This window comes from Rhizobium sp. CB3171, assembly GCF_029714265.1.
Classification (GTDB): domain Bacteria; phylum Pseudomonadota; class Alphaproteobacteria; order Rhizobiales; family Rhizobiaceae; genus Rhizobium.
This window is the reverse complement of record NZ_CP121653.1, coordinates 1,738,472-1,755,215: the sequence shown is the minus strand read 5'-3', so window position 1 is coordinate 1,755,215 and position 16,744 is coordinate 1,738,472. Positions and strand designations below refer to the sequence as shown.

16 protein-coding genes are annotated in these 16,744 nt (G+C 56.6%); 10 read left to right on the top strand and 6 right to left on the bottom strand.

Annotation, left to right across the window (positions count from 1 at the left end; translation table 11 throughout):
- The first annotated feature begins 25 nt into the window (after positions 1-25).
- From QA648_RS27450 to QA648_RS27430, 5 genes are all read left to right on the top strand, one after another.
- Positions 26-1,792 (top strand): P-loop NTPase fold protein, encoded by a 1,767-nt coding sequence (locus QA648_RS27450; protein WP_283051910.1) that lies wholly within the window; start codon positions 26-28, stop codon positions 1,790-1,792.
- Positions 1,792-2,550, top strand: coding sequence for a hypothetical protein (locus QA648_RS27445; RefSeq protein ID WP_283051909.1), 759 nt, complete (start codon positions 1,792-1,794; stop codon positions 2,548-2,550). Before QA648_RS27450 ends, QA648_RS27445 begins: the two co-directional genes overlap by 1 nt.
- On the top strand, positions 2,543-3,865 hold the full coding sequence (gene qatC, locus QA648_RS27440; protein ID WP_283051908.1) for a Qat anti-phage system QueC-like protein QatC: 1,323 nt from the start codon (positions 2,543-2,545) through the stop codon (positions 3,863-3,865). Before QA648_RS27445 ends, qatC begins: the two co-directional genes overlap by 8 nt.
- Entirely contained in the window at positions 3,862-4,623 is a 762-nt protein-coding gene (qatD, locus tag QA648_RS27435) for a Qat anti-phage system TatD family nuclease QatD (RefSeq protein WP_283051907.1), read from the top strand. Before qatC ends, qatD begins: the two co-directional genes overlap by 4 nt.
- 135 nt (positions 4,624-4,758) lie before the next feature.
- The gene (locus QA648_RS27430; RefSeq protein ID WP_283051905.1) at positions 4,759-5,214 is read left to right on the top strand and encodes a hypothetical protein; all 456 of its coding nucleotides are present in this window, start codon (positions 4,759-4,761) and stop codon (positions 5,212-5,214) included.
- Between the two features lie 100 nt (positions 5,215-5,314).
- Here QA648_RS27430 and QA648_RS27425 read toward each other — a convergent pair whose 3' ends face one another.
- The 3 genes from QA648_RS27425 to istA form a co-directional block, all read right to left on the bottom strand.
- A complete protein-coding gene (locus QA648_RS27425) occupies positions 5,315-6,004 on the bottom strand; it encodes a helix-turn-helix transcriptional regulator (RefSeq protein ID WP_283051904.1) in 690 nt (229 codons plus the stop codon).
- 125 nt (positions 6,005-6,129) lie between these two features.
- Complete coding sequence (istB, locus tag QA648_RS27420) at positions 6,130-6,867, bottom strand: IS21-like element helper ATPase IstB (protein WP_104825865.1); 738 nt, start codon at positions 6,865-6,867, stop codon at positions 6,130-6,132.
- 12 nt (positions 6,868-6,879) lie between these two features.
- The gene (istA, locus tag QA648_RS27415) at positions 6,880-8,409 is read right to left on the bottom strand and encodes an IS21 family transposase (protein WP_283047244.1); all 1,530 of its coding nucleotides are present in this window, start codon (positions 8,407-8,409) and stop codon (positions 6,880-6,882) included.
- Positions 8,410-8,809: 400 nt separating this feature from the next.
- Here istA and QA648_RS27410 point away from each other — a divergent pair, with 400 nt between their 5' ends.
- A complete protein-coding gene (locus tag QA648_RS27410) occupies positions 8,810-9,391 on the top strand; it encodes a recombinase family protein (RefSeq protein WP_283051902.1) in 582 nt (193 codons plus the stop codon).
- A 13-nt stretch (positions 9,392-9,404) separates the two neighbouring features.
- On the opposite strand, the gene QA648_RS27405 is transcribed toward QA648_RS27410, so the two are convergent.
- Entirely contained in the window at positions 9,405-10,406 is a 1,002-nt protein-coding gene (locus tag QA648_RS27405; protein WP_283051901.1) for a flagellin, read from the bottom strand.
- A 299-nt stretch (positions 10,407-10,705) separates the two neighbouring features.
- A complete protein-coding gene (locus QA648_RS27400) occupies positions 10,706-11,083 on the bottom strand; it encodes a hypothetical protein (protein WP_283051900.1) in 378 nt (125 codons plus the stop codon).
- A 168-nt stretch (positions 11,084-11,251) separates the two neighbouring features.
- Here QA648_RS27400 and QA648_RS27395 point away from each other — a divergent pair, with 168 nt between their 5' ends.
- The gene (locus QA648_RS27395; protein ID WP_283051899.1) at positions 11,252-11,626 is read left to right on the top strand and encodes a hypothetical protein; all 375 of its coding nucleotides are present in this window, start codon (positions 11,252-11,254) and stop codon (positions 11,624-11,626) included.
- Between the two features lie 226 nt (positions 11,627-11,852).
- On the opposite strand, the gene QA648_RS27390 is transcribed toward QA648_RS27395, so the two are convergent.
- Complete coding sequence (locus QA648_RS27390; RefSeq protein WP_283051898.1) at positions 11,853-12,461, bottom strand: DUF2026 family protein; 609 nt, start codon at positions 12,459-12,461, stop codon at positions 11,853-11,855.
- Positions 12,462-12,735: 274 nt separating this feature from the next.
- On the opposite strand from QA648_RS27390, the gene QA648_RS27385 reads away from it, so the two are divergent.
- From QA648_RS27385 to QA648_RS27375, 3 genes are all read left to right on the top strand, one after another.
- Positions 12,736-13,323 carry a hypothetical protein gene (locus tag QA648_RS27385; RefSeq protein ID WP_283051897.1) on the top strand — a complete coding sequence of 196 codons (588 nt, stop codon included), beginning with the start codon at positions 12,736-12,738 and terminating at the stop codon, positions 13,321-13,323.
- Between the two features lie 57 nt (positions 13,324-13,380).
- A complete protein-coding gene (locus QA648_RS27380; protein WP_283051896.1) occupies positions 13,381-15,339 on the top strand; it encodes an AAA family ATPase in 1,959 nt (652 codons plus the stop codon).
- An 82-nt stretch (positions 15,340-15,421) separates the two neighbouring features.
- Complete coding sequence (locus QA648_RS27375) at positions 15,422-16,597, top strand: hypothetical protein (protein WP_283051895.1); 1,176 nt, start codon at positions 15,422-15,424, stop codon at positions 16,595-16,597.
- The last annotated feature ends 147 nt before the right edge of the window (positions 16,598-16,744 follow it).

Below are 16,744 nucleotides of genomic sequence, written 5' to 3'. Positions count from 1 at the left end.
GCTCCATTGTCTTTTGGAGGCAAGTATGTGGGCGGACAGCGAAAGTAAAATCGACTATCTGAACTATTCAGAAGTGTCGGAAATGGTTTGCGACATGGTCACCGACGATGCCATGTTGCCAATCTCACTCGGAATTTACGGGACCTGGGGTGTCGGAAAATCAAGCATTCTCCAGCTGATCGCCGCGCAACTTAATAGCGATAGGCGCAATCTCATTGTCCCATTCGATGCCTGGCTTTACCAGGACTTCGAAGAGGCCAAAGCCGCCCTCATGACGGTGATCGCCAAGACGGTCTACGACAACGTCCCGGAGGGGTTCAAGGAGAAAGCCGCAGGTCTATATAGGCGCGTCAACAAACTGAAAGCATTGGGTCTCATTGCGGATGTCGGGGCGTTCCTAGCAGGCGTGCCCACGCTGGGGATGTTCTCCAAGGCTGCTGATGCTGCTAGCGATGCCTGGGACGGGACCTCCGACGAGGAGGACGTCGAGACGCTGAAGGGCGCGGTAGCCGAGGCGGGAAAACGCACCTCTGGCCTTCTTAAACCCAAGGAAAAGCGAAACGCGCCGGAGGAGATCGTCGCGTTCCGGAAGGAATTCGGCGAGCTCCTGAAATCGGTTGACCGACGCTTGATCGTTTTCGTTGACAACCTGGACCGATGCCTTCCACCAAACGCCATATCGACCCTTGAGGCGATGCGGCTCTTTCTATTCTTACCTAATACGGCATTCATCGTCGCCGCCGACGAGGACATGATCCGACTGGCCGTTGCCAAGCACTTTAAAGACCCGGGTGATCGCCACATCACCGACTATCTGGACAAGCTAATTCAAGTCCCCCTTCGCGTTCCCAAGCTCGGTCTGCAGGAAGTGCGAGCGTACCTGTTCATGTTGGCGGCCGCCAAGTCAGAGATTGACGCAGACAAAGTCGAGGATCTCCGGAAATTTCTTATCGAGAAGTTACGGCGCAGCTGGTCCGATGAACCGCCGTTTGACGTCAAACAAGCACTAGCCAAACTTGCTGTTCCCGACGGCCACGAGCTGCGAAATTCGCTGGAGACGATGGATAGGCTGGCGGGCATCCTTGCGCATTCCATGCAGGTGAATGGAAATCCCCGCATCGTTAAACGCATGCTGAACGTTATCCGGATGAGGGCCTCCGTGGCGAGGCGCAGGGGTATGGCGCTCGACGAGTCCATCATAGCAAAACTCGCGCTTTTCGAGAGATGTACGAGCGAAGACGCAATCAGGACACTGAACGCAATGGTTCAGTCCGCCCCCGATGGGAAGCCGAGGGCGCTTGTGCAATTCGAAGCCGTTACAGATCGTGTTCAGACGGAAGTCCTACCCAAGGATTGGCAGAAGCACGCAGAATTCATTTCTGATTGGCTCAAGCTCCACCCGCCCCTCGGCGGCATTGACCTGCGCCCGGCTGTCTATCTGTCCAGAGAAACAATCCCGGTTCGGGTGGCTATCAATCGGATGAGTGAAAAGACGCGAAACGCCATCGAGGTGCTCCTGAAGACAGCGACGTTGAGTTCGAGGGCGTCTAAGGCGGCTGTTGAGGAAATCGATGTTTCCGAAGTCGGAGAGGCAATCAATGAAATCATCGCGGTGATGAAGCGAAATCCTGATTGGGACAAGGCGCGCGACGATTTCCGTGGAGCACATTTGCTCGCGCAACGTCACGAAGATGCGCACCGAAAGCTAGTTGCGTTTGTCGAGACGCTTCCCAAGGTGCCGAGATGGATGACGGCGCTGATGAAGGACGATGGTGCGGGGAAGAAAAGCTGATGGGAACCTCATCGTCATCAAAGGGATCGGGTTCCAAGCAGCCGATGGTGCCACCTTGGGCCGACGACCAGCCTGGCACCCCAGTTCCGGCAGGGCCGCCCAAGCGCTTCCAGGCGTTCCGAACATCGTTCGGCAAATACCTCAAAAGTGGTGACCGTGACGATCTCAAGCGGTCGCTTGGGCACTACGCAAGAACGGCAACCGGGGGCAGCGGCGTTGGACCTCGACGGTTCGGCTCCGTCTACAATTCGGGTGGTGACTTCTACGAAGTCCTCAAATCCCTTGGCGGAGATGGCGGGAACGCCGCCGAACGAGGTCTTTCAAGAGACTCCCTTGCCGGTCAGCCGCTTGATGTCGTCTGCCAGCGATTGGCGGAAATGCTTGCCCCTGAGAACGGTGATGCGGACCGTATTCGCGAGGCGATCGACGAAGCAATGCTCGAGGTCCTCGGCGAGGGGGATTTCGACCCCGATAGCTTGGACGACGAAACTGTAGCCCGCATCATGGGCGAGTACCTGTCGCAGACGGTATTCCAGGAAATCGTCGAAGAGGTTGGCGGTTCGTGGGCCAATGCTCCCGACGAAAAGCGGACTTCGGCAGCGGAAGCCGAGCTACTCGAGGTTATCCGCGTCATTGTCGACAAAAACCTGGCTCCCAAGCTGACAGACGGTAAGGCTATCACCAAGTCCGACGTCCTCCGCTTCATGCGAGAGACCGTTGTCGAAGTCTGGAGAGAGTGGGAGTCGTTCGATGAGTAAGTTGGTTTTTCATATCGACGAGAGCAGAATTCCAGCGGCAGACGAGGAGGGAACGTCACATGTATTCCTCTACGGGCCGCGTCCTATTCGGAGCGGCTCAGGCTCCATCGGGCGTCGGCTGGAACTGGCCGTCGAACGGCTGGGCGTAGTCATCAGCCCTGCGGCGTTTGATTTCCTTTCTATTGCGTTGGCCGTTGTGGCAGCCGACACTTTCGTCAACCGGGAGGCGTTCTCTGGGAATGGCTGGACCCGCGATCTCGATCTGGACATCCCATTGGCCCGGCCCTCAGTCTGGCAAAAGGTGAGGGCAGAGCTCGAACACAGCCTGAACTTTCTCAGTGGGGACAAATGGACCCTGAACTTCGTTGCCGATGGCGCTGAGCCTCCGACGAAGGAGGCCGTCCTGAGACGCTATCGCTCGCATATCGCCGTTGGCTCTGCAGACTGCGTGTGCCTTTTCTCAGGTGGGCTGGACAGTCTGATAGGAGCACGCAAGCTCATCGAGGAGGGACGTTCGCCGCTCCTTGTCAGCCATTCCTATCGCGGCGATAAGAGCTATCAGAATTACCTTGTCCCAAGACTTGGGAAGAAACTGCCGTGGTTCGCGGCAAATGCCAACCCCGTTTTCAGCGGTGACTATCTCAGCGACACGACGATGCGAACCCGCAGCCTCGGTTTCCTCGCGTTCGGCGTGGTCGCTGCGAACGCCATCCTGGCCACGAAACCCTCTCGCGCGCCGATAGACCTGGTTATTCCGGAGAATGGGTTCATCGCTCTGAACGCCCCGCTCACGAGACGGCGCATTGGCTCGCACAGCACCAGGACGACGCACCCGCACTTCTTGTCAGGAATACAGTCGGTTCTGGATAAGGTCGGCCTCAGCGTGAATATCACTAACCCGTACCGCCACTTGACCAAAGGCGAGATGTTGTTGAGCATATTGCCGAACGAAGAAATGGCGCGAGCTGCTGTCGCTACCGTTTCCTGTGGGAAATGGAAGCGAAAAAGCCAGCAGTGCGGCCATTGCGTTCCCTGCCTTATCCGCCGCGCGTCATTTGCGAAAGCCGGAGTAAACGACACGACCTCGTATCAGTATCCCGATTTGGGAAAACTATGGGATCGCCCCGACATCCGTGACGACGTGATGGCCATGCTCGTCGCGTCTGACCGGGAAAACCGGGACCCAAAGCAGCGCGCGATCGCAAGTGGACCGCTGCCTTTCGAACCTATAGAACGGGCCAACTGGTTCGACGTCCACAAACGCGGCCTGCACGAAGTAGCAGCTTATCTGAAGGACCAAGGGTTCCACGTTTGATTGATTTTCACTGCCATCTGGATCTGTTTCCATCGCCAGAGCGGACCGCCGAGGACATCGAGCGGGCAGGGACCTATTTGCTCTCCGTTACGAACACTCCAAAGGCATTCCCCAAGACGGCCCAGATAGCCAAGGGGAGGAAGCGTATCCGGACAGCACTGGGGCTGCATCCTCAGTTGGTAAAAGAGCGCCATGCCGAAGTCGCTCTGTTCAGACGCCTGCTAGGCGAAACCCGCTATGTGGGAGAGGTTGGGATCGACGGAGGCGACGACTGCGCTCCGTTCCTCGATCTTCAGAAAGATGTTTTCGACGCATTGCTGGATGCGTGCTCGGCAGTCGGCGGACGCGTCCTGTCAATCCACAGTCGACATGCCAGCGGCGAGGTAATCGAAGCCTTGATAAAACACCGTGCAGCGGGCGTGCCCATCCTACATTGGTATTCTGGCTCCCTATCGTACGTCGACAAGGCGGTGGAGATAGGGACTTGGTTCTCTGTCGGACTGCCGATGCTGAGAAGTCGCCGCGCAGCATCCCTCATCAAACGTCTCCCGCGCGATCGGGTTTTAACGGAAACGGATGCGCCTTTCGTATCTACGCCGGGGACGAACTATCCGGTCGCGGCCGTTTCTGAAACTGAAATTGAATTGGCAAGACACTGGGATTGCGACGTCATCGACGCGCGCAGGCAGTTGCACGCGAACCTAAGCGTCCTTGTCGAAAAAGCGTCGCACTTTCCGATGGTTGGCAGGGCAAGCTAACGGGTTCGGCAAACCTTGAGAACATCAGCGCATTCCTAAAAAGCCTATCTTTCATCAAGAGATGTGCGAACGACTGTCAACCCGACAATCGCTGGTTCTGTCAAGCCGGACAACGCTGTAGAGATCAGCTTCAAAATGAATGGCACTGGCCCTCTCAACGTTCATCAACAGATTGCATATTCATTGATCCAGGAGCAGAACGGTGTTCGCTCCAACGACCCGGGGGCAATGACACCTTACTCGGTGAATGACCTGGAAAAGTTCAGACAGCTCACCGGATATAACCTCATCCAAGCTGCTGGCGGCTACACCGTTGTAGATGATAACGGCGACGAGCCAGCTGCCGGGGATGTACCGATGGTCACTGCGGCGTGGAACGCTTTTGACCTCGCCAAGTTAGGTGAAGATTATGATGGGGAACAAGGTGATCTAACCGTGGACGATTTGAAAGACGCAGTCGAAGGCTTACAAAGCGGCGCGGCTCAACGGGGGGACAGCGCTGAATCTGACCTGTTAAACACCTTGCTAGGAACGATAAACACGAAGTTCTCAAGCACATCGGATGGCAATGATGTCCTTGGCTTGACGTAAGCGCAGTGGGGATACCGGATCCAGATAGAAAGCCACCACCCAGCACAGTGCCGCTTAGCTCATGCTTATTGGGCGAGACCTGAGCCTCGGCTTTGTTAGGTCAGCCGTCCGGTTCGGTGCTTCCGCCAAGGCCTGCAGCAATCGATAGGGCCACGAGATGAGGGATGTTCCGGGCTCGGAAGCTAGACTTCAGGTGATCGATCCGATGTTCGATTGTTCGATGCGATAGGTTTAATTCAGATCCTATTTCCCTTGTGGACTTGCCTTCCGTCAACAGTTGCAGAATGCCGAGGCCGACATGATCGAGGCTCTGGTCTCTCGAAGTTGCTGGCAACAAAAAATGTACGTCGAGCAATCCGATGCACCATTCGCTTCGTGCCGAGGAATTCTTCTGCGGAAGAACTATCCGATCATAGTTGATGATCGTGTCGAGGATTCTCGCTACCACACGCCTCATCATGGGACGCTGGCGCTGCACTGCCCCAACGTAAGCAGGGATCATAATTTCCCGGAGATACCTGGCGTCGGGAAAATCCGAAAACGAGCGCGACTGCTGCATTGAACAGATGTCAGGCAATCCGCTCGGCAGACAATAGCCGTGGATAATGTCGATGCGGAAGTCCAACGGATTTGTTGGGCGCACGTCTACGACGACCAGAACCATATTGGGTCGCAGCAAGTCCGAAAAAGGATCATAGATATCCTTCGGACTAGGAATTCCATCTGGACTGGAAATCCACAAATCCATCAGCGAACGGGATATCTGCTTAAAAGTCGCCTGCGGTCTCATTGCCGATTCCGATGAAGCCGCCCCTTTGTTCCGAGATGATTGCGCCCCTTGATTCCGGGATGATCTCGCCCCTTTTTAGTGGGGTCTGCAGGCGATGATTGTTGTCAGTTCATTTAGGCAGGGTGTCAAGCTTTTCGGGGCAGGTTTCGGCGTAGGCTATCGCCGCTCAATTCGATGCGATGAGCGTTGTGAACGAGGCGATCCAGTATGGCATCGGCGTAAGTCGGGTCTCCTATGACGCCATGCCATGCCGATACGGGAAGTTGGCTGGTGATGATGGTTGATCGGCGGCCGTAGCGATCTTCGAGGATTTCGAGGAGGTCGTGCCGGGCTTGTTCGTTGAGCGGTTCGAGGCCCCAGTCATCTAGGATCAGGACTTGAACATGGCCCAAAGTCCGCTGCAGCCGGGCATACCTGCCATCGCCCCGAGCGAGCGCAAGCTGGGCAAATAGCCTTGGGACACGCTGATAGAGAACGGAGCGATCGTCTCGGCAAGCCTTGTGGCCGAGAGCGCAGGCTAACCAGCTTTTTCCGACACCCGAGGGTCCGCAAATGGCCAGATTGTCATGAGCGTTGATCCAGTCGCCGCCGAGCAGCTTCATGAAGAGCGCGCGATCAAGGCCGCGCTCGCTGCGATAGTCGACATCTTCCGGGGTGGCCTGGTGGCGAAGCTTGGCAAACCTGAGGCGTGCGGCAAGCTTACGATCGTAGCGGGAACTCCACTCCCGTTCGAGCAGCAGTCCTAGCCACTCGGCGTGCGAGAGATGTTCGGCTTCGCCGTTGGTGACGAGCTCCCCGAAGGCCTTTGCCATGCCGGCCAGGCCCATGGAATTGAGTTTATCGAGTGTTGGATGCGCAAGCATTCTTCGTTCTCCTTAGTGGTAATAGCGAGGTCCGCGGATGTTTTCGTGATGGATCGGTTCATGCGAAGCCGGTCCATTGGTGGAAGCCGTTCGATCAAGATGATTGTCGAGGATGGAGCGCACCGAACCGTAGGTCCGGGCCCCGATCTCCAGTGCACGGCTGCAAGCAGCGTTCACTCTGTCGCGGCCAAAGCTTTTGTTCAGGCGGATAATTCCCATGCAGGCTCGAAAGCCCTGCTCCGGGTGCGGCCTGTCGGCGAGGATCTTCTCGCACAGCAACGCCACCTCCGGCCCGATGGAAGAGGCCTCGCGTTGAATGCGTTCGATCGTCCAGTCGGCAAAGCGGCGATGGGCTGAGGGCATGTGATCGGGAATCGTCGTGTGTTTGCCATTGCCGCTGGAGCGGCGATGGGCGGCTATTCGCTCGCCTTTGTGGAAGATCTCGATCGTATTGGCGGTGATGCGCGCCTCGACCTGCTCGCGAGCGAAGCGATAGGGAACGGAGTAATAGTGCCGCTCGATCTCGACGTGGTAATCCAGCCCGGCACGCCGGATACGCCATTCCGCAAAGACATAGCGTTCCACAGGCAATGGCCTTAAAGCGGGCCGGTCGAGCTCTTCGAACAATTGGCGGCGCGTGACGCCAACCCGGCGCAGGACACGCCTGTCGTTCAAATCATATAGCAAGTCGGCAATCGCCGCATTGACCTCGGCCAGGCTGTGGAAGGTGCGGTGGCGAAGGCGGCCCAGCAGCCAGCGCTCGACGATACGAACCGCAGCCTCTACTTTCGCCTTGTCGCGAGGACGGCGTGGCCGCGTCGGCAGGACGGCGCTGCCATAGTGGGTTGCCATCGCACAATAGGTCCGATTGACTTGGGGATCGAAGTGGCACGCCTTGATGATCGCCACCTTGGCATTGTCGGGAACCAGCAAGGCTGGCGCACCGCCGAAGAACTCCAGCGCCTGGATATGGCATTCGATCCAGTCGGGAAGCGTCTCGCTCCACCGGGCATGTGCATATGAAAGGCTCGACGCGCCCAGAACCGCCACGAACAGATGGGCTTGTCGGGTCTTGCCGGACAACCGATCGACAATCACCGTGACCGTGTCGCCGGCATAATCGACGAACAGCTTGTCGCCGGCCATATGATCCTGCCGCATCGTCACCGGCAGCTTCAGAGCCCAGCCCCGGTAGAGGTCGCAGTAGCGACTATAGCGATAACCATCCGGATGACGGCTGATGTATTCGTCCCAGAGGATCTGCAGCGTCATATGCTTGCGCTTCAGCTCGCGATGGACCTGTGCCCACTCCGGCTCAGGAGCGCGACGGTGCCCAATCTTCGTCCCGGCCGCCTTGTAAAGCGTTGCCTCCAGGACTGTATCGTTGACGTCGTCGCCGAGAGGCCACGACAGCCCGGCTACCGCCGCACGCCGTAGCGTCTCGCGCACCGTCGAGGGCGCAGTTCCAACCCGCACCGCAATCGACTTGTGCCCAAGTCCTTGCTCAAAACGATATCTCAGTATCTCGCGGACACGCCGCATCTCCAATCTCTCCGCTGGCATCCCGTTCCTTCCTCGTCAACGTCGAAGGAAGAAACTTCACACCTGCAGACCCACCCTTGCCAGACGCCTCCAAGGGGGCGGCATCATCTCGGAACAAGGGGGCGACTATTTCTCGGAATTGGGGGGCGACATCATTTCGGAATCAGGGGGCGGATTGCCTCGGAATTTGCAGTCTCATTGCCGCAATCCGGCAAAGCGGACGGCGATGCATCCTCTTTCAAGAGGCAGAAACGAACGGTTTTGTCACGACGCGTGAAGCCCTTTTTGTTCTATGCGTAAGTCCTTGCCATTGTTTTCGACAATGATTTCTCAGCGCTCCCTGATATCTGCTCCGCGAAACCGTTCGTTTCTGTCAAGCCGTCGAGCAGCGCGGAGACGCATGGAAGGATTCAAAGGCGCGATGGCAAGGATTGGATATGCAAGGGTATCGACCGCCGACCAGCATCTCGACCTACAGAGAGATGCGCTTCGGGCGGCTGGGTGCATCCGAATCCTCGAAGATCATGGCGTTCCAGGCACGGATAGAAGACGCAGTGGACTGGACAAGGCCCTTAAATCCTTGGGAAAGGGCGACACGCTTGTCGTCTGGAGGATTGACCGTCTCGGCAGATCGCTCAGCCATCTGCTCGCGGTGATCGAACGACTGCGGCTTCGAGGAATTGAGTTTCGGTCTCTGACGGAGAACATCGACACATCTTCCGCCGGTGGCAAATTAGTTTTCCATATCCTGGGGGCGCTCGCGGAGTTTGAGAAATCCTTGATCCGCGAACGCACCATCGCCGGTCTTGAAGCCGCGAGGGCTCGGGGAAAGCAGCCGGGGAGGCGGCGGGTGCTGACGGACGCCCAATGCGAGGAAATTCGCGATGCTCTAGGCGCTGGGACAGCCGTCCGGGATATCGCCAGTCGATACAACGTTCATCCGAGGACCGTTGCCAGAGGAGTGGAACGCCTTGGACGATGATGCAGGAACCCGGTTACTGGAACAGGCTGAGAATGGTCTGCGGTTCCGAATTCGCAATCTGCAAACTCTGAATCGCAAGCTGCTGCTGTGTTTGCAGGGCCTTCGTTCGAGACGAGGCATCTTCCATGTCGGCATCTACAAGCCGACCGACGCCACTGTCAATCGCGTCGCCGAGCTTCGAAGCGAAGTCCTGTTGCATCGAGATCCGCGTCTCGGCAGAGCCCAGTTTCGCAGTCCATTTCACGACATCGGACAATGCCGCTTCGGTCACGGAAATCATATCGTCGATATCGTCCGACGTCGTATCCGCCGACACCTTGATTTCGGTACCCAAGGTTGGATCGGGGTTACCCAGCGTGTGCAGGATCACCCAGTTCGTGCCAGTCCCAAGCTCCTGAGAGTAACCAACATTGGTCAATATTCCCATGCCACCCGTGGCGGCTCCTCCGGTGTCGTCCACCAAGGGATACATTTGCGCCGTACCACCGAGGTTGGCATTTATCGCATCAAGCACTTTCACCGTACCGACCGAAAAACCATCGCCGTTTCGGACGATGTAGCCCGGCACAGTTCGATCTGTAACGAAGCCAGTCCAGTTGTCGTCCGTCATGGCAAGCCAATTCTGGCCGTTAAAACTGGCGGAGTATGCGACAGATCGCATCTGGCTCTGAAGCTGCGATAGTTCGGTATTGATCTCGTCCCTGTCCGCGCCAGGTTCCTTCGACAGAACCAGCTTTGCTTTGAATTCCGACATGAGGTTCACCACGCTCGACATGCCTTCATAGGTCACGTCGACCATGGCTGCGCCGAGGCCTAGGGCATCCCGAGCAGCGGACAGGGCCTTGCTGTCGGAACGCATGGTTGTCGCGATCGACCAGTAGGCTGCATTGTCTGCGGCCGTGTTGACTCTCAAGCCGGACGAGACCTCGCTCTGGCTCCTGTCCATCTGACCGTCGATCGTTCGCAGCGTGGCGAGAGCCGCCGTTGCCGATATGTTTGTCCGTATGCTCGTCATGATCGGGCCGCTGAAATGGGTCAGTTGATGTCGGCGTCCTCATGAGCCCGGCGCGGTTACCCCGCAGATCGAACATGGTCGTTCAGCGTTAATGGAGACACCAAAATCTCAGGGGGAAACTACCCTAAAACGGGGCATATGACCCTCCGGCATCTCAGGGAGACAAGAGCCGTGATGGTGCGTCTCGTAAAGATCTCCGCGCTTGACGTCGAGTCCGTTGAATCTGAATAACGGAGCGCCTGCGTCTATCGTGACAACGCCTCTGCTACGATGATAGCGCGGCCATCGTTGCTGACAGTTCATCGAAAAATCTGTGCCACCTTTGGAGCCTTCCACAACAAAACCCTTCTGACATCCATAGCTCCGCGACAAATCTGCTGCCGAATAAATGGATGCGACAGATTGAGCAAAGAACCTGTTCCGTATTGCTCTTCGTAAGCTAGGTATTCCCGAAGGCGATCCCTGAATGAATTATATTCGTTGCGCTGCTCTTCGCTTGCGATGCTATTGAAGAACGGCTCATAACGAGCAATCTGCCTTTGCATATTTGCAATCGACCCGCATTCTTCCGAAAAGCGGAGCACTTTGAGCAGCTCATCGATGAGTTCATTGTCGGATTGCTCCACAAGAAAGAGGGGCGGCAGTCGCGTTTCGATTTTTCCGGTATCAACGGTCATGTCCGGCCTCCGAGGGTTCACCAAAGATTCTCCTGTCGGCCGGAATCGCCTGCAAGCTAATTTTTCGAGGGAGATTGTCGGCCACAGCTCAAAATTGAGATGAGATATTAAGTCCTCCGCAACTTGGCATGGAGTAGGCCTTCCGTATTTTCTTTCGGAGGCAAAGATTTGGCTGAAGTTATTCCTTTCCCGTTCGGCACCGTGACGCTCTATTTAGTTCGGTTCCCTAACGGCGATTTTTGGCCCACGGCGTTTTTCACTCTTGAGCAAGCCAGCGGTTGGGCTGCCGTCGTAGAGGAAAATTGGGAAATCAACTCAACAGAATACGTTGCTGTTTATCCAGGAAAAGCGCCGTGTCCTCCGGGCTACCTGATTTTGGTATTGTGTCGTGGGAAGCAGATTCTCGGATTCCTTGTTATGTCACCTCGCGGCTTACTGCCGGTCCTCCAGGCGAATTTACCTCTGGCCCTGAGCGCCGCTGATGAAGATTTCAACAAAGGGCTTGCGCCATCCTCCGAGCTGCCTGGAATGGAGCCCTTCTAACGTCGATAACGCCACGATAAATTTCCTGGTGAACTAAGGGCGACGGCTTGGGCAGGCCTCGATGCTCTCAATGTGTATTCCCTGATCACAGAGGCCATTCCAAACTGAGGCCGGAAGAGCGCAAAATATGCCCGTCGACTGAAACAAAGAAAATCGCGGGCAGTTCCCTACAAGAAGAGGAAACTGGAGCATGACCGGACACCCAGGTTTAGTCGTCTTTCGAGGATCACCAAGCGCCAACCAGGGAATTGCCAACAAGCGGCACGATCTGGGATTTTCCCTGTTGATCTCGAACCGTGATCGAACTCTGTATTTGCTTCGGAGACTTTCGAAACCAGTTTGCGGAAACGGTTGCAAGGTCTCCGATCATCGGATGCTTGCGCCAGTCTGCAAATCGTCGGCTCATTGCGTCGGGCTCAAAGCGATAGAAAAAATCGCCGGACTGGCTGAGATCGTTGATGGATGGCGCCATTGATGAAAGCGGCCGCTGAAACATTTTCGGAGGTACCGCGAGACCCGCTACGCTCTCGGAGAACGCCGGAGCCATGAAGTCGATTGCCCAACCGTCCGCTTCGACCCAGCAATGAAAGGTTTCCCCGGCGCCGGAGACGTAGCCATCTTCGCGATGATCCGCGAAAAGGATGCGATTTCCTTCAAAATTGTAAGCGGCGAGGCCACCCTTCGGCGTCGCCGCGACCTTGAAATGATGTTGGAGAATAAAGGCCCCGAACGTGCTGAAATACATGGAAGCCGTGGCCGGATTGGCGTTTTCGTTGATCAGCAAGCTATTGATGACCTTGTAGATCCGATGATAGTCGCTCTGCTTGATCAACATTTTTCGTTAGCCCCCATCGATAGTTCGGGCATGTACTAGGCGAGGGGAGCGGCATTGTAAACGCTGTCTCACTCCCCCAACTTTTCAGAGCCAGACATTCTGCCAAACGGTCCGACCGGCAGCCCTAGCTCAAAAGGCACTTGACAATAAGTGGGTTTGTTCTGTATTTGTTCCATCCATGACAAACCTTAGCCGCCTCATACGCTTTCGCGAAAACATATGACCCACCACTGAGTGGTCATGTATTCGTGTTTATCGTATCGGAGTGGCAAACATGGGCGAATTGCTGTCCCATCGCGCGGAAGTCCGCACTTTTCTTCCATCAGGTTTGAATACCGTCCGATCAGCCGGTTCACTCGCGTTCAAAAGTGAGCTGGCTCGTGACTACGCGTGTCTCCTTGACGTAGACGACCAGCTTGGAAGCTGGATTTGCGGCCCGGTCGTCCGCGACGCGGAAGGAGAGCAATTCATCGCCGACTTCGAAGTCAATTATGGCACCTCCATCGAGATCGTCACGATCGAGGATGCCAGTCAGCGGCTCCCTACTTGGCTGCCGCAGCGGATCCACGATCTCGGGCATCGTTATCGCCACGTTGATCGGTCTGCGATCCCGCCGGTGCGTTTGCAAAACGCCAAAGACCTCCTGCAATACGCCAGGGTTACCGTGTCGCTTTCTGATCGAGTTCGATTGTTGTCCGCGCTCGACGAACAAGGAAGCTTGAGCCTGGCCGATTGCCAGTCAATCAACATGACAGGAAGGGCTGTGCCCGTAGTCGCAAGCCTTTTCCTCCATCGGTTCATTGTCTTCGACGACATAGACGAGCTTCCGCTCGGGCCGGACAGCCGCGTTCGGCGCCGCTGATCTTCGTATCCAAAAATCGAAACCCTGTTGAAGCCTCCGATGAAAGGTAGGTTCGTGATGACTCGCAAGCAGGACGTTTTACGCGCGGCCATGAAGTCCGCAGAAAGCTTCGCTTATTACTGCGCAATCCAGAAAGCACTCAGGTTACATCGCAAGACTAACCCGTGGCTTTATGGAATTACAATTCTCAAGGCCCCACTGGGACAATCAGCCGAGCCTTATCGAGAGGCCGCCGAGGCCGTGCTCTTTGCGGGCAGGAGACCGGCTTATAACGAAAAGGAGCGGCGCGTAATTGTCGACGACGACAACTCGGCGTTTCACAAGGGCTTGGATAGCGACGACGTACGTTCATTCGGGTATGTCTTGGTTGTGGTCGTCCACGACTTCAAAATTCCGCCCGAGTGGCAACTGGCTGCGTCCTTCATCGGCGACATCGAGAAGCTTACAGTCCGGCAGGTGCGGAGCGCGCTGCTGAATTGCTACGATGTTGTCGCGGCCGACGCACAGATTGCCGAGGCCCTCAATATCGGTGCAGATTTGATGTGGAGGGCCGTCGCACGAGGACGAAGCTTCAGCGAGAGTCTCAGGCGATTGAGGTCGCTTGGAGCCGCAGAGCCCGCGCCCGCAAATCGAAAGTCGCAGCCGAATGAGAGGTGTCTGGAGGACATGGCCGGGTACGGCCAAGCGGCTGAATGGGGCATGCAGCTCGCGGAAGACTTGAGAGATTGGCAGGCTGGCAAGATCGGGTGGTGCGACGTCGATCGCGGCGTCCTGCTTGAAGGCAAGCCGGGAACAGGAAAGACCACCTTCGCTCGCGCTCTTGCCACGACAGCGAATGCACATCTCGTTACGGCATCTCTGGCCGCCTGGCAGCGACGTGGGCATCTGGGCGACCTGTTGAAGGCTATGCACCGCGATTTTGAGCAGGCGAAAAGCAAGTCACCCACTATCCTGTTCATCGACGAGATCGACGCGTTTGGCGACCGGGAAAAGCTTGACGACGCTAACCGCGACTACAGCATCCAGGTCGTGAACGCGCTTTTGGAAGAAATCGATGGTTCCGATGAACACGAGGGTCTGATTATCGTTGGCGCTTGCAACAACGCGAGCCGAATTGATCCTGCGCTACGTCGCCCTGGTCGCCTCGATCGCTTCATCCAAATCCCGCTGCCAGGCCCGACCGAGCGGTTGCTTATCTTGTCACAGTATTTGGACCTAGCATTGACGCAAAGTCAGTTGGCCCCGGTGTCGGACCTATCGGAGGGAATGTCAGGTGCTCACTTGGAACAGCTGGCACGAGACGCGCGCCGGTCTGCCAGACGTAGCGGCCGTCCTGTGTCAGTCGATGACGTCCTTGCACATCTGCCACCGCGTGTGATCATTCCCCGTGAACATCGCCTTGCCATGGCTGTGCATGAGATCGGCCACAGCCTGGTAGGCCTTAAACTGGGAGCTGGAAAATTTGTCGGGGTCAAAATTGCCGACTGGTTTAACCCCGGCGATCGAGTGATCGAGCTGGGTGGGGCGCATTTCAAACAATCGGTGCTTCAGCGACGTGATCGCGACTACTTTGAACGGGAGAACGCAATGCTCCTCGGAGGAATCGCTGCGGAAATCGTGATCCTCGGCGGTCACTGTGACGGTGGCGGCTTGATTGTCGGTTCGGATTTGCAGAGAGCAACAGATCGGTTGACCGAGATGGAGGCGGCGACCGGACTAGGGCACAGGCTGACGTTCTCAGCGGCAGCAGATGCCGATGAGGCCGATCGAGTACGACGCTTCTACCCTCGATTGGCGGAGGCGGTTGAGGCGGGTCTGCTGCGACAGCTCGAACGCGCCAAAGCCATTATCGTCGAGGAGCGCGTTCTATTCGACGCTTTGTGCGACGCCTTGGTCGAAAGAGGTCGGCTCGACGCACAACAAGTCGGCGAAATGGTTGCTGCTCATGCCGTGTCGTTTCAGACCGTGCCAGTTGCCTTGGAGCCCGACAGCTATTCCGGCATAGCCGCTCAATAGCGGCGCTTGCGGACTATTAGATGTCCGCTCAACCAGCCGCCGGTTTGGCGGCAATCACCAATCAGAAGCCATTGGGTGTACCATGCCGACGCGAGATCAAGTTCGCGCGCGATTGACCATTCGCGTGCAAAACCGGCTCCAATTCTACTGGGATTGCCACTTTCACGTATATGGGTTGATGCGCAATTGTGTGATGCCTGTCATCGTACGAGGTATCTTGCGGCGTAGGACAAGACGTCTTCTTGACCAGGATATCGAACGGGTTGTTGAGTGGCTGCACGATGCCGTCTTTCATGAGGCCTATTGGCTGCAGAAAGTTGACGAGGCAAACAGACCCAAGAAAATTATGAAATGCGCTTCGATCGAACATCTGCTTGTCGAAATCGCGAAGACAGAACGGCAATCAGGCCGGAAACTCGGCCCCCTGGCTGCGTGTTCGGGCGAAGAGTGCATCGCGCAACTCGATGACGGTTACACTATTGTGAGGCTGACCACAGCGGAAGCACTTGATTGGGAAGGCCTTCGAATGGACCACTGCCTGGGCTGTGGGCGATACGATTACTGTCTTCAGAGCCCAGGCCGCGCCTTCCTGTCCCTGCGCGACCGCTTTGGAAGACCGCATGTCACCATGTCAGTGGTGAACGGGAAATACGTTGTCGCTATGCAAGGAAAGGGAAATCGGCCGCCCATCGATCGATATTTCAACATTCTCGCTCCCTTCTTTTCGCGCGAGGGCTACAAACTAGGTTTGGCGGCGTTCGAGCTAGGACGCGTCCTCGACGAAGACGGTGTCTGGCACAAGCTCGGCGAGCTTCCACCAAACCTCCGCGTTCCAGGAAGGTTGAACCTTGGTTACACCGCACTTCGGAGCCTGCCACCGGGGCTGTACGTGAGTGGTTGCTTGCTCATCGGCTCCAGCTTAATCGCGGAAATCGGCGAGGGGTTGGATGTAGGCGGCCTTACCATCGGAGATGCGCCTTTGGCTGCCTTGCCACCGAATTCGCGAATTCGAGGAAACCTCGACCTTCGCGGCACTCAAGTCTCTCACCTGTCAAACGGCTTGTGCGTGGACCGCGACGTTCTGATCGGTGGGCCATCAATTTCCAAGCTTCCGGACATCATGAGTGTGAGCGGTAGGATCAATCTGAGCAACTCCGCCATCAACTCTTTGCCAGATTGCATCCCAGGTGATCAGGTCATCATCACGAACGATCGAACGATGTCGGCGCGAGAGTTCAGAGAGAAAATTCGCGCCTGATTGCGATTGCTGCGTTCGAGGAACAAGCGGTGTAATGTCATTGTGCCCGCCCCAGAGAGTTGCCCGTCGCCATCATATGCCGACTTGGCCACGTGAAGCGCACTCTACAAAACACTAATGATTACCTACTCTTTGTCATTGTCGGCT

What these genes read in the sequence shown, in the direction of transcription:
- QA648_RS27450 (WP_283051910.1), top strand. Translation starts at nt 26, where the DNA reads ATGTGGGCGGACAGCGAAAGTAAAATCGACTATCTGAACTATTCAGAA.
- QA648_RS27445 (WP_283051909.1), top strand. Translation starts at nt 1,792, where the DNA reads ATGGGAACCTCATCGTCATCAAAGGGATCGGGTTCCAAGCAGCCGATG.
- qatC (WP_283051908.1), top strand. Translation starts at nt 2,543, where the DNA reads ATGAGTAAGTTGGTTTTTCATATCGACGAGAGCAGAATTCCAGCGGCA.
- QA648_RS27430 (WP_283051905.1), top strand. Translation starts at nt 4,759, where the DNA reads ATGAATGGCACTGGCCCTCTCAACGTTCATCAACAGATTGCATATTCA.
- QA648_RS27425 (WP_283051904.1), bottom strand. Translation starts at nt 6,004, where the DNA reads ATGAGACCGCAGGCGACTTTTAAGCAGATATCCCGTTCGCTGATGGAT.
- istB (WP_104825865.1), bottom strand. Translation starts at nt 6,867, where the DNA reads ATGCTTGCGCATCCAACACTCGATAAACTCAATTCCATGGGCCTGGCC.
- istA (WP_283047244.1), bottom strand. Translation starts at nt 8,409, where the DNA reads ATGCGGCGTGTCCGCGAGATACTGAGATATCGTTTTGAGCAAGGACTT.
- QA648_RS27410 (WP_283051902.1), top strand. Translation starts at nt 8,810, where the DNA reads ATGGAAGGATTCAAAGGCGCGATGGCAAGGATTGGATATGCAAGGGTA.
- QA648_RS27405 (WP_283051901.1), bottom strand. Translation starts at nt 10,406, where the DNA reads ATGACGAGCATACGGACAAACATATCGGCAACGGCGGCTCTCGCCACG.
- QA648_RS27400 (WP_283051900.1), bottom strand. Translation starts at nt 11,083, where the DNA reads ATGACCGTTGATACCGGAAAAATCGAAACGCGACTGCCGCCCCTCTTT.
- QA648_RS27390 (WP_283051898.1), bottom strand. Translation starts at nt 12,461, where the DNA reads ATGTTGATCAAGCAGAGCGACTATCATCGGATCTACAAGGTCATCAAT.
- QA648_RS27385 (WP_283051897.1), top strand. Translation starts at nt 12,736, where the DNA reads ATGGGCGAATTGCTGTCCCATCGCGCGGAAGTCCGCACTTTTCTTCCA.
- QA648_RS27380 (WP_283051896.1), top strand. Translation starts at nt 13,381, where the DNA reads ATGACTCGCAAGCAGGACGTTTTACGCGCGGCCATGAAGTCCGCAGAA.
- QA648_RS27375 (WP_283051895.1), top strand. Translation starts at nt 15,422, where the DNA reads ATGCCGACGCGAGATCAAGTTCGCGCGCGATTGACCATTCGCGTGCAA.